10 protein-coding genes and 1 tRNA gene are annotated in these 12,301 nt (G+C 67.8%); 7 read left to right on the top strand and 4 right to left on the bottom strand.

Features of this window, described 5'->3' with window-relative positions:
* The first annotated feature begins 2 nt into the window (after positions 1-2).
* The 3 genes from CTB96_RS00615 to CTB96_RS00605 all read left to right on the top strand — a co-directional run bounded on the left by CTB96_RS00615 (position 3) and on the right by CTB96_RS00605 (position 3,574).
* Positions 3-1,073, top strand: a complete 1,071-nt coding sequence (locus tag CTB96_RS00615) for a polyprenyl synthetase family protein (RefSeq protein WP_110124965.1) — start codon at positions 3-5, stop codon at positions 1,071-1,073.
* A 10-nt stretch (positions 1,074-1,083) separates the two neighbouring features.
* A complete protein-coding gene (locus CTB96_RS00610; protein ID WP_110124964.1) occupies positions 1,084-2,481 on the top strand; it encodes an FAD-dependent oxidoreductase in 1,398 nt (465 codons plus the stop codon).
* An 82-nt stretch (positions 2,482-2,563) separates the two neighbouring features.
* Entirely contained in the window at positions 2,564-3,574 is a 1,011-nt protein-coding gene (locus tag CTB96_RS00605; RefSeq protein ID WP_110124963.1) for an alpha/beta hydrolase, read from the top strand.
* Between the two features lie 95 nt (positions 3,575-3,669).
* On the opposite strand, the gene CTB96_RS00600 is transcribed toward CTB96_RS00605, so the two are convergent.
* Together CTB96_RS00600 and CTB96_RS00595 are read right to left on the bottom strand one after the other, a co-directional pair.
* Positions 3,670-4,158 carry a YajQ family cyclic di-GMP-binding protein gene (locus CTB96_RS00600; protein WP_110124962.1) on the bottom strand — a complete coding sequence of 163 codons (489 nt, stop codon included), beginning with the start codon at positions 4,156-4,158 and terminating at the stop codon, positions 3,670-3,672.
* Between the two features lie 63 nt (positions 4,159-4,221).
* Complete coding sequence (locus tag CTB96_RS00595; protein WP_110124961.1) at positions 4,222-5,238, bottom strand: LacI family DNA-binding transcriptional regulator; 1,017 nt, start codon at positions 5,236-5,238, stop codon at positions 4,222-4,224.
* Between the two features lie 157 nt (positions 5,239-5,395).
* Here CTB96_RS00595 and CTB96_RS00590 point away from each other — a divergent pair.
* From CTB96_RS00590 to CTB96_RS00580, 3 genes are all read left to right on the top strand, one after another.
* Positions 5,396-5,477 (top strand) — tRNA-Tyr (locus CTB96_RS00590).
* Positions 5,478-5,582: 105 nt separating this feature from the next.
* Positions 5,583-6,416 carry an inositol monophosphatase family protein gene (locus CTB96_RS00585; protein WP_110124960.1) on the top strand — a complete coding sequence of 278 codons (834 nt, stop codon included), beginning with the start codon at positions 5,583-5,585 and terminating at the stop codon, positions 6,414-6,416.
* Between the two features lie 244 nt (positions 6,417-6,660).
* Positions 6,661-8,010: a M23 family metallopeptidase gene (locus CTB96_RS00580; protein WP_110124959.1), complete on the top strand. Its 1,350-nt coding sequence runs from the start codon at positions 6,661-6,663 to the stop codon at positions 8,008-8,010.
* A gap of 304 nt (positions 8,011-8,314) precedes the next feature.
* Here CTB96_RS00580 and CTB96_RS00575 read toward each other — a convergent pair whose 3' ends face one another.
* Both CTB96_RS00575 and CTB96_RS00570 read right to left on the bottom strand, forming a co-directional pair.
* Positions 8,315-9,076, bottom strand: a complete 762-nt coding sequence (locus tag CTB96_RS00575) for a GTP pyrophosphokinase (protein WP_248283137.1) — start codon at positions 9,074-9,076, stop codon at positions 8,315-8,317.
* Between the two features lie 129 nt (positions 9,077-9,205).
* A complete protein-coding gene (locus CTB96_RS00570) occupies positions 9,206-10,876 on the bottom strand; it encodes a glycoside hydrolase family 13 protein (protein WP_110124958.1) in 1,671 nt (556 codons plus the stop codon).
* 172 nt (positions 10,877-11,048) lie between these two features.
* Here CTB96_RS00570 and CTB96_RS00565 point away from each other — a divergent pair, with 172 nt between their 5' ends.
* Entirely contained in the window at positions 11,049-12,281 is a 1,233-nt protein-coding gene (locus CTB96_RS00565) for a sugar ABC transporter substrate-binding protein (protein ID WP_110124957.1), read from the top strand.
* Positions 12,282-12,301: the final 20 nt, after the last annotated feature.

The raw sequence follows: 12,301 nt of genomic DNA, 5'->3' as shown, positions 1-12,301 counted from the left end.
GAGTGAAATTGACCGCCCCCGTGGCCCGCCGGAGCCCGTCGGTAACGTCGCAGCTGGGTCTGAGCGATCGAATCTTCTCCACCGCCGCCGACCGCGGCCTGGGCGCCAGCATCGACAACGGCCTGGAAGAAGTGACGACGACGCTGCTCGGCGAACTCGTCTTCGCCGACGAGATCGCCGCCGTCACCAGCCGCTACCTGCTCGACGCCGGCGGCAAGCGGGTGCGACCGATGCTCGCCCTGCTCACCTCGCACCTCGGCGACGGCACCGTGCCCGACGTCATCGCCGCCGCCGCTGCCATCGAGATCACCCACCTTGCCTCGCTCTACCACGACGACGTGATGGACGACGCCGAGAAGCGCCGCGGCGTACCCAGCGCCCAGGTGGTCTGGGGCAACTCCATCGCCATCCTCGCCGGTGACCTGCTCTTCTCCCGCGCCAACCAGCTGATGGGCCGGCTCGGCGAACGCGCCGTGCGCCTGCAGGGCGACACCTTCGAACGCCTGGTGCTCGGTCAGCTGCACGAGACCGTTGGCCCCAAGGAGGGCCAGGACCCGATCGAGCACTACATCCAGGTGCTCGCCGACAAGACCGGATCCCTCATCGCCGCCGCCGCCCAGTCCGGCATCATCTTCTCCAACGCTCCCGCCGAATTCGAAGAGCCCGTTGTGCTGTTCGGCGAGCGGATCGGCGTGGCCTTCCAGCTCATCGACGACGTGCTCGACCTGTCGCCGCAACCGCAGGAGACCGGCAAGGTGCCCGGCACCGACCTGCGCGCCGGCGTCGCCACGCTGCCACTCCTGCGCCTGCGCGAACGCGCCGAAACGGATGGCCGGGCCGCCGACCTCGTCGCCCGCCTCGAGGCCGATGTGATGAACAGCAAGGGTGTGGCCACCGAGGCCGCAGACTCCGCCATCACCGCGCTCCGCGAACACGATGTGACCACCCAGACCCTCGCGGAGGCCCACGGTTGGGCCCGTGATGCCGTCGACGCCCTCAAGCCCCTGCCGCACGGCTCGGTCAAGAAGGCGCTCACCCGCTTCGCCGACACAATCGTCGAGCGATCCAGCTAGAAAGGCTTCCATGACCAAGTTGCGATTGGCCATCGTCGGTGCGGGCCCCGCCGGCATCTACGCCGCAGACATCCTGCTGAAAGCAGAGCGGAACTTCGACGTTTCGATCGACCTGTTCGACCACCTGCCGGCGCCATACGGGCTGGTGCGCTACGGCGTGGCCCCCGACCACCCCCGCATCAAGGGCATCATCACCGCGCTCCGCGACGTGCTCGACCGCGGCGACATCCGCCTGTTCGGCAACGTGCGCTACGGCACCGACATCACCCTCGACGACCTGAAGAAGCACTACAACGCGGTCATCTTCGCCACCGGTGCCGTGCACGACGCCGACCTGGCCATCCCCGGCATCGAGCTCGAGGGCTCCTACGGCGCCGCCCGGTTCGTGAGCTGGTTCGACGGCCACCCCGACGTGCCGCGCACCTGGCCGCTGGAGGCGAAGTCGGTCGCCGTGATCGGTAACGGCAACGTGGCGCTGGACGTCTCCCGCATCCTCGCCAAGCACGCCGACGACCTGCTGCCCACCGAGATCCCCGCGAACGTCTACGAGGGCCTCAAGGCCTCACCCGTGACCGACGTGCACGTCTTCGGCCGCCGCGGCCCCACCTCGGTGAAGTTCACCCCGCTGGAGCTGCGCGAGCTCGGCGAACTGCCCGACGTGGACATCGTCGTCTACGACGAGGACTTCGACTACGACGATGCCGCCCGCGCGGCCGTGGCCAGCAACAAGCAGGTCTTCGTGATCGACAAGGTGCTGAACCAGTGGCGTAAGCGCGAGACCGGCGCCGCCTCACGCCGGTTGCACCTGCACTTCTTCGCCCGCCCAGTGGAGGTCACCGACGACGGCGACGGCCGGGTCGGCGGCTTCAAGTACGAGCGCACCGCACCGGATGGCCAGGGCGGCGTCGTGGGCACCGGCGAGATCCGGGAGGTGCCGATCCAGGCCATCTACCGGGCCGTGGGCTACTACGGTTCGTCGCTGCCGGGCATCCCGTTCGACAAGAAGCGCGGCGTGATCCCCAACCGCGAGGGTCAGGTGCTCTGGAAGGGTGAACCGGGCTTCGAATCGAGCACCGCCAGCCAGCAGATGTACGGCGTCTACGCCACGGGCTGGATCAAGCGCGGGCCGGTGGGCCTGATCGGGCACACCAAGTCCGACGCGATGGAGACCGTGCGGCACCTGATCAACGACGTCGGCAACTGGTGGCGACCCGAGTCGCCCGCAGAGGAGAGCATCCTGGAGCTGCTCGACGAGCGCGGCGTGGCCTACACGAACCTCGACGGCTGGCACCGCCTCGACCAGCACGAGCTGGCGCTCGGCGCCGAGCAGGGCCGTGTGCGCGTCAAGGTCGTTCCCCGCCACGAAATGGTCGAGATCTCCCGCGACCAGGTACCCGCCGAACTCTGAGCATCCGCGAGCCGTGAGCTAAGCCCCCAAAATCGCGAGTTTTTGGGGCTTTGGTCACGGCTCGCGTTCTAGGGTGGAGCGTATGGCGGAGCTCGGGTGGGAGGACGACCTCCTCGGCGAGCACTACCAGCGGCGTACGCTGCCGCTGGACAGTGACGCCGAGGGCGAGGTCGTCGCCACCCTGGTGCGCTACCGGCCGCCGCTGACCGATCTGGTGCCGCCGTTCGCCCCGGCGCGCGGCACCGACGTGCTCTACGTGCACGGATGGTCGGACTACTTCTTCCAGACCGGTCTGGCCGAGCACTGGCACGGTGTCGGCGCCCGGTTCTACGCCCTGGACCTGCGCAAGTACGGCCGCAGCCTGCGCGAGCACCAGACGCCGGGCTACGTGGCCGACCTGGCCACCTACGACGCCGATATCGAGGCCGCCCTGCGCCTGATGGGCCATGGGGTCGCCGGTGACGGGCCGGATGCCGTGCCGTCGACCCGGCGCCGGCTGGTGCTGATGGGCCACTCCACCGGCGGCCTCACCCTCAGTCTCTGGGCGGCACGGCACCCCGGCCGGGCCAGCGCGATCGTGCTGAACAGCCCATGGATCGAGTTCCAGGCCGGCGGTGTCGGCCGGGCGTTCATCGCCCCACTGGTGCAACTGGGCGCCCGCATGCAGCCGCTGGGTGCCCTGCCCCAAGTGGACCTCGGCTTCTACACCCGGTCGGTGTCGGCCGATTTCGACGGCGAGTGGTCGTACGACCCGCGCTGGCGGCCGGCGCGCGGGTTCCCCGCCCACCGGGCTTGGTTGAACGCCGTACTGGAAGGCCACGCGACCGTGGCGGCGGGGCTCGACATTGACGCTCCGATCCTCACCCTGCTCTCGGCGCGGTCCACGATCCTGCCCCGCTGGAGCGAACAGATGCGCCAGAGCGACAGTGTGCTCGTGGTCGACAACATCGCTGCCGCGGCGGTTCGGCTGGGGTCGACCGTGACCGTGGCTCGCATCGAGGGAGCCCTGCACGACGTGACGCTGTCCGAGCCGGCTCCGCGCGCGGCGGCCTACGCCGCGCTCACCCGGTGGCTGCGCGCTTACGCCCCATAACCATCCGCGAGCCGTGAGAAAAGCCCCATAATCCAGCGGATTATGAGGCTTTACTCACAGCTCGCGGGGGGAGGGTGCGAGTGAGAGAGGGGGGGCTAGCGGAAGTTGACGAACTGCAGGGCCACGTCGAGGTCCTTGCCCTTGAGCAGGGCCATCGTGGACTGCAGGTCGTCGCGGCTCTTCGAGGAGACGCGGAGTTCGTCGCCCTGGATCTGGCTCTTGACGCCCTTGGGTCCCTCGTCGCGGATGATCTTGTTGATCTTCTTCGCGTTCTCCTGGTCGATGCCGGCCTTCATGCTGGCTTCGATGCGGTACTCCTTGCCGGAGGCGTACGGCTCGCCGGCGTCGAGGCTGCGAAGTGAGATGCCGCGCTTGATCAGCTTGGACTCGAACACCTCGAGGATCGCCTTGACGCGCTCCTCGGTGTTGGCCTTCATGAGCACCTTTTCGCCGCTCATCTCGATCGACGCACCCACGTTCTTGAAGTCGTAGCGCTGCGCCACCTCTTTGTGAGCCTGGTTGAGCGCGTTGTCGATCTCCATGGGGTCGACCTTGCTGACGATGTCGAACGTAGAATCTGCCATGGGAGCCATGTTACCGAGAACTGCGGATGCTGCCCATTGCGGGCCGAGCCCGGGAGGTGCGGCTCAATCGCCGGGCCGGGCGGTGCTGGAGCGCACGATCAGTTCGAACGGCATCGGGGTGTTCAACGCCGCCTGGTCGTGCTGGCCGGGGTGCAGCTGGTCCATCAGGATCTCGACCGCCTGGGCGCCCTGGCCCTGCGGGAACTGGGCGATGGTGCTCAGGCCGAAGAAGTCGGCCAGGTCGTGGTCGTCGATACCGATCACCGAAACGTCACGCGGCACTGCCAGGCCCAGGTCGCGTGCCGCCAGGATGCTGCCGATCGCCATCTCGTCCGATGCGGCGAAGATCGCGGTGGGCCGGTTGTGCGCCCGGCCCAGCAGCTGCTTCGCGGCCTGGTAGCCGCCCTTGATGGTGAAGTCGGCCGGCTGGAAGAGCTCTTCGATCACCGGGATACCGGCGTCCTCCAGGGCCGCCTCGTAGCCCCCGCGCCGGTTGGTGGGCAGGTGGAAGTCGAGGTCGTAGTCCTTGTTGCCGCCGATGTGGGCGATGCGGGTGTGGCCGAGCGCCAGCAGGTGCTCGGTGGCTAGCCGGGCGACGGCGCCGTCGTCGATGGTGAGGGTGCGCACGCCCATGATCGGGCCGCCGACGCCTACCAGGGGCTTGCCCAGCGCGTGCAGCCTGGCCACTTCGTTCACGGTCAACTCGAGCGAGATGGCAATCACGGCATCCACTCGCTGACGCAGCAGGAAGTGCTCGAACACACTGCGGCGTTCATCACCACCGCCGGTGAGGTTGTACAGAGTGAGGTCGTAACCGTTGTGCAGCAGGGCCTTCTGGGCGCCCTCGACCACGCTGGAGAAGAACCAGCGGTTGAGGAACGGCACGACAACGCCGATGTTCTTCATGCGGCCAGACGCCAGGCTGGAGGCATTCGACGAGACCACATAGCCCAGCTCGAGGGCGGCGGCCTTGACTTTGAGCTTGGTGGCCGGCGACACGTGCCCGTTGCCGCTCAGGGCGCGCGACACCGTGGCTGTGGAGACGCCCGCGCGGCGGGCGACCTCATCAATGCCGACCATTCGGGTTCCTTACCGGCGTGCGAAAGTGGGGTACGAAGTGATCATATCCACCGGATTCTCACTCGGCTGCCCCCGCTGATTTCGCACTTGGGCCCTTCGGCTTGTATTCTGTCTGAGCGTCTCCGGTCACGTGGTCACATATGGTCGGGTATGCACTGGCGAGTTACCCAAGCGGCCAAAGGGATCTGACTGTAAATCAGACGGCGTAGCCTTCGTGAGTTCGAATCTCGCACTCGCCACAGCATCACAACACACACAACGCGTCGGAGATCCGGCGCGTTTGTGCGTTAACCCACGGGCCGGGCGCTCCTGCCGCAGCGGGCGCACTGGCGTAGCGTGGGCGGATGACGTCTCCTGCCTTGACCGAACTGCTCGCCCTCGCCCAGACGACCGCCCTCACGGCCGGGGAGCTCGCCCGTCGCCGCCGCGCGGAGGGTGTGGAGATCGCCGCGTCGAAGTCGTCACCCGAAGATGTGGTCACCCTGGCCGATCGCGAGACTGAGGCGCTGATTCGCGGGCTGCTGGCGGATGCCCGGCCGAACGACGGCTTCTACGGCGAGGAGTCCACCGCAACGGCGGGCACGTCCGGGTTGACCTGGGTGGTCGACCCGATCGACGGCACCGTCAACTACCTCTACGGCATCCCGTTCTACGCGGTGAGCATCGCCGTGGTCGAGGGCGACGCGGATCCGGCCACGTGGACAGCCCTGGCCGGTGCCGTGCGGAACCCCGCCATCGACGAGCTGTTCTCGGCCAGCGCCGGCGGCGGTGCCGAGCTGAACGGCCGGCGGCTGCAGGTCGCAACGGGGGTGCCGTTGTCGCTGGCGATGTTCGGCACCGGGTTCTCCTACGATTCGGTGCGCCGCACCCGGCAGGCCCAGGTGTTGCACGGGCTGATCGACCAGGTGCGCGACGTGCGCCGCATGGGCGCCGCGTCGCTCGACCTGTGCTCGGTCGCGGCCGGCCGGCTCGACCTCTACTACGAGCGCGGACTGCACCCCTGGGACCACGCCGCCGGCGCCCTCATAGCGGCCGAGGCCGGAGCCAAGGTGGGCGCACTCGGGAACGACCGTGAAGGCATCAGCCTTCTCATCGCCGCGGCACCCGATCTCTACGCCACCGCTGAGCCGTTGATCGGCAAACTTTTCTCGGAATTTATGGCCGACGACGACATTTAGGGTTTCGGTCGGCGTCGATCGGCCGTTCGCCCCGCGATGGCGGGGCAGATGCCGTTGTGCGCTATCACGGTGGGGGAGCTGGCGCATCCCCCACACGGAGCGAAACACCCCGTTTTCGGGTGTGATTCCGCGTTCTCAAATGGCGATTTGGCGCCTCGCAAGCTAGCCTTTATCCATTCGTTACTTTGGCCCTAGCCAAAATTCGTGCTCGTCCCCCCGTTTCCCGCGCCGAAAGTACCCTCCTTTGTCACGTCATTCCCCGCAGTCGGATGCCTCCGCAGCCGACTCGAGTGACCTCTCACGAAGCGCACTCGGCGAGCACCATTCCGCGCATGCCGCCCGGGTTCAGGCATCCCCGGCACGCATCCTGACCCGTCGTGAACAGCGCGAACTCGAACGCCGTGCTGCCGGCCCCGCGGAGCAGGAGCCGCAGACCCCGTCGGCCGCTCCGCCCGCTGCCGGGTTTGTTGCCGCCCACACCGTCGACGCCGAGTCCCACGCCGAGTTGACTCCAGAGGCGCACCAGCTGGTCAGTGCCGAACTGACCAAGCCCGACCTCGAGCCCGTCATGCTCAAAACGGCCAGCCTGGCCCTGCCCGCCGAACCGGCCTACGAAGCCGTGCCGAGCGACGTGTCACCGGGCACCACGACCACCACGATCGTGCTGCCGTCCCGAGCGGCCCTCCGTGCCCAGCTGCGCGCGGAACATACGACCGAGAACTCCACGCCCGTCGACCGTGCCGAAGAGGCCGCAGAGGCCCGCACGGAGCCGATCGAGCCCCAGCGCGTGCTGCCGGCGTTCGTGCCCCGCACCAAGGCGTTGCCGAAGGCATCCTCGGCCCGCGCCAAGTCGACCGCGTCATCTCGCTCCGGTCACCACCGCATGCGCATGCTGGCCACCAAGGGCGGCTCGATCATCGCGATGTCGTTCGTCGCCTTGATGGCCGTCGCCACCTCGCTTCCGGCCGAGGCGCTGCTGTCGTCCAGCGACGTGCAGGCCGCCGCCCTCCAGGCGCAGAAGCCCGCCGACAGCGGCCCGGCCCAGACCATCAACCTGGCCGGCACCGACACCATCACCGTCGAGCAGGACAGCTACGAATCGAAGTCCATCGCCGAGGTCGCCGCGGCCAGCGGCATCCGCCTCGAGGACTCCTTCAGCAACAACCCGAACGGCACCATCCAGTGGCCGTTCGCGGTCGGTGTGCACATCGGCGACCAGTTCGGCTTCCGCGACTGCGCAGGTTGCTCGTCCAACCACGGCGGCCAGGACTTCAACCCCGGCCTCGGAGCGCCCATCCAGGCGATCGCCGACGGCGTGGTGAGCTTCACCGAAGACGGCGAAGGCAGCCTCGGCGTGCACATGGTGATCGACCACATGATCGACGGCAAACTGGTCTCCAGCGTCTACGCCCACATGATCCACGGCTCGATGCTGCTGAAGACCGGCGACGTGGTCAAGGTCGGCCAGGTCATCGGCCAGGTCGGTTCCACCGGAATGTCGACCGGCCCGCACCTGCACTTCGAGATCCGCCTCGGCGGCATCAACGGTACCAAGACCGACCCGCTGGTCTGGCTTTACGCCAACACGAACTAGCGCCGACGGCCAGCTCGCCGGTGGAGCGCTCCTGCAGGATCGCTCCCGCTTCGTTGTTCGAGCGTGCCTGCGGATGGTTCCCGCTTCGCTGGTCGAGCTTGGCGAGACCTCGTGAGACGGCCTGCGAGCCCGACACGTCGTTCATTTGCGGAGATCGCATCGTTCCGTGGGCCGATGACTATGCGAAGTCCGTAAATGAGCGGTCGGTTGTGCGGGAAGTCTACGGGGTGCGTCGCGCAGGCATGTCGCGGGGTCTCGACGGGCTCGACCAGCGGAATGGTGCGAGCGCGGCCGGAGGGACGGGTCAGACGGCCTTGTCGAGGAAGGCCTCGAGCAGCGAGCGGGGCAGCGGGAACGGCATCTGGCCGTCGGCGCCGTGCGATGCCGGGGGCAGCGTGCGCGGTTCCACGGGGTCAGGCGCCTCACCGAGGGAGAGCACCTGATCGTGCAGGCGCTCCATGTCGACATCCAGCCGGTTGGCCACATCCGCGGCCTGCTTGAGCTCGCCCACCAGGGCTGCCGGAACGGCGCCGTCGTACTTGTAGAAGATCTTGTGCTCGAGGCTGGCCCAGAAGTCCATCGCCACGGTGCGGATCTGCACCTCGACCGTGACCGGCTGCACCCGGTCGGACATGAAGACCGGGATCGCCACGATCAGGTGCAGGCTGCGGTAGCCGTTCGGCTTGGGCGACGCGATATAGTCCTTCACCAGCAACACCTCGATGTCGTGCTGGTTGCGAAGCATTTCCAGCACCCGGTACGTGTCCGAGATGAAGCTGCAGGTGATGCGGATGCCGGCGATGTCCTGGATGTTCTCCCGGATGCCCTCGAGGTTGAGCGGGTAACCCTTGCGCTTGGCCTTGTTCAGGATGCCCTGGGGCGATTTCAAACGGTGACTGACGTGCTCGATCGGGCTGTAGTCGTGGATCGAGCTGAACTCTTCCTTGAGGATGTTGACCTTGGTCATCATCTCGTCGGTCGCGAACTTGTACGACATCATGAAGCGGGTGAGCTCGGTTCGGATCGCCTGCAGGTCGGTCGGCCATTCGACGTCCTGGTCGGTCACGAGTGCTCCTTGCTCAAAAGTGGCGCCGAAAGCGTCGGTGGCCACCTAGAGTCTGTCACCCCCTGCATCCGTACTCGCTGAGAGCGAGTTGTGAGCGCAGGGGGTGCAGCCTGTGGAACCGAGCCCTGATCAGGCCTGCAGCCAGGCCGTGGTATCCCCGGGCAGTGTGCGACCGATCAGCGTCTCGCTGCTGAGAAGCACCTCGCCGGCCGGCAGTTCCACCGGCTGGTCGCCGGTGTTGGCAACGACGATGACATTCCCGTTGCGGAAGACGAGGACGTCGGCAGCCGGCGACGGCAGCCAGTCGACCGAGCCGAGGCCAAGGGCATGCTCACGGCGCAGCTTGAGAGCCAGGGTGTAGAGCTCGAGGGTCGAACCGGGCACACCCTTCTGGGCGTCGCGGGCCAGAGTGGCCCACTCGGCGGGCTGCGGCAGCCAGCTGGCCGACGTCGGACCGAAACCGTATGAGGGTGCGGCGCCTTCCCACGGAATCGGCACGCGGCAGCCGTCGCGGCCGTACCGCTCGCCGTTGGTGCGGAACCAGGTGGGGTCCTCGCGAGCCGAGTCCGGCAGGTGGATGACCTCGGGCAGGCCGAGCTCCTCGCCCTGGTAGATGTAGCTGGAGCCCGGCAGGGCGAGCATCAACGAGGTGGCGGACCGGGCGCGGCGCAGGCCCACCACGGGGTCGGGCAGGCCGATCGTGTTCGGTCCGATGCCGTGGCCCTGCAGGTTGTCGGCGGTGAGCGCGAGCCTGGAGGCGTGCCGCACCACGTCGTGGTTGGAGAGCACCCAGGTGCTCGGGGCGCCGACGGCGCTGAACGCGGCAAGGGAATCGTCGATCACCCGGCGGAGCGGCTCCGCCTGCCACAGGGTCTCGAGGTAGGCGAAGTTGAAGGCCTGGTGCATCTCGTCGGGGCGCACCCACTGGGCCACCCGGTGCAACGGGTCGACCCAGGCCTCTGCGGCCAGGATGCGGTCGCCGTCGTACTCGTCGAGCACCAGGCGCCAGTCGCGGTAGATCTCGTGCACGCCGTCCTGGGCCCAATAGGGGGCTCCGGCGACGGGCTCGGCTACGACGCCGGGCTCGAGCGCGCTCGTGGCGCCGCCCATGGAGCCGCCGTCGACGGGCGGGGTGTAGTCGGGCAAGCCCTTGGCCTTGATCATGCCGTGGGCCACGTCAACCCGGAAGCCGTCGACCCCGCGGTCGAGCCAGAAACGCAGAACGTCGCGGAATTGCGCCCTCACCCACTCGTCGTCCCAGTTGAAGTCGGGCTGGGTGGTGTCGAAGAGGTGCAGGTACCACTGGCCGGGGGTGCCGTCGGGGTCCACGGTGCGGGTCCACGCGCCGCCGCCGAAGACCGACTCCCAATTGTTCGGGGGCAGCTCGCCGTGCTCGCCGCGGCCGTCGCGGAAGGTGTAGTGCTCGCGTTCCATGCTGCCGGGGCCGGCGGCCAGCGCGGCCTGGAACCAGGGGTGGTCGCTGGAGGAGTGGTTGGGCACGATGTCCACGATCACCCGGATGCCGAGAGCGTGCGCCGCCGCCTGCATGGCGTCGTAGTCGGCGAGGGTGCCGAACAGGGGATCGACGTCGCAGTAGTCGGCCACGTCGTAGCCGGCGTCGCGCTGCGGCGAGGTGTAGAACGGCGACAGCCAGATGGCATCCACCCCGAGCTCGGCCAGCTGCGGCAATCGCGACTGGATACCGGCGAGGTCGCCCATGCCGTCGCCGTTCGCGTCAGCGAACGACCGTGGGTAGATCTGGTAGATAACGGCGGTACGCCACCACTCTGTGCCTGTCATGACGGAAACACTACGGCATTCCGCCCCGAGTGCAAGCGCTTCCACAACCCTGACCCCGTGAGCGCGCTCTCAGAGTGAGGCCGGCTACAAGCAGGGTTGCAAATCACCGATTTGACAGGTATACCTGTAAGCGCTTGCACCAAAGTCAATGTTGATTATGAAAGGCACACCAATGAGGGTGAAGAAAACAGTCCTGCTCACAGCCGGCGCGCTAGCCGTGGCCGCGTCCCTGGCGCTGGCCGGCTGCTCGGCCGGAGCCGAGTCCGGCGGCAGCACGACGGACGCAGACTCCAGCACGTTGACCGTGTGGGTGGACGCCGACCGCGCCGCCGTTTTGAAGGACGCTGCAGCGGCCTTCACCAAGGAATCCGGCGTGAAGGTCAAGCTGGTGCAGAAGGACTTCGCGAAGATCCAGGAAGAGTTCATCGCCCAGGTCCCGACCGGCAAGGGCCCGGACATCACCATCGCCGCGCACGACTGGCTGGGCAATTTCGTCAGCAATGGCGTCGTGCAGCCGGTCGAACTCGGTGACACCGCCGCCGACTACCAGCAGGTCGCCGTCACCGCCATGAGCTACGAGGGCAAGACCTACGGCGTGCCGTACTCGATCGAGAATATCGCGCTGCTGCGCAACACCGCCCTCGCGCCCACGGCCCCGGCAACCTTCGATGACATGGTCGCCGCCGGGACCGCCGCGGGGACCGAGTTCCCGTACCTCGTGCAGATCGGCCCCGAGGCCGACCCGTACCACCTGTACCCGTTCCAGACCTCGTTCGGCGCCCCGGTCTTCGGCACCAACGCCGACGGCAGCTACAACCCGGACGACCTCACCGTGGGCAACGCTGGGGGCGAAGCCTTCGCTACCTGGCTGGCCGCCGAGGGCGCCGCGGGTCGCATGAGCGTCAACCTCACCGGCGATATCGCCAAGGAGAAGTTCTACGCCGGTGCCTCGCCGTTCCTGCTCACCGGTCCGTGGAACGTGCCGGATGCCCAAGCCGCCGGCATCGACGTCTCCGTCGACCCGATCCCGTCCGCCGGCGGCCAGGTCGCCCAGCCCTTCGTGGGTGTGCAGGGCTTCATGGTGAGCGCCAAGACCAAGAACGCCATCGCGGCGAACGAGTTCCTGGTGAACTACATCGGCAGCGAAGAGGTGCAGACCGCCCTCTACGACGTGGGCGGACGCCCGCCGGCGCTGACCGCCGCCTTCGAGGCCGCCAGCTCCGACCCCATCACCGCCGGCTTCGGCGCCGTCGGCGCCACCGCCGTGCCGATGCCCAACATCCCGCAGATGGGCAAGGTCTGGCAGTTCTGGGGCGTTACCGAGGCCGCGATCGTCAGCAACGAGGGTGACCCCGTTGAGCTGTGGCAGAAGATGACCGCGGACATCGCGGCCGCCATCCAGTAACCAGCACCACCGAGCACCAC

Source organism: Cryobacterium arcticum (assembly GCF_003185895.1).
Classification (GTDB): Bacteria; Actinomycetota; Actinomycetes; order Actinomycetales; family Microbacteriaceae; genus Cryobacterium; species Cryobacterium arcticum.
The sequence above is the reverse complement of the archived record's forward strand: the minus strand, read 5'-3'. Positions and strand labels throughout refer to the sequence as shown.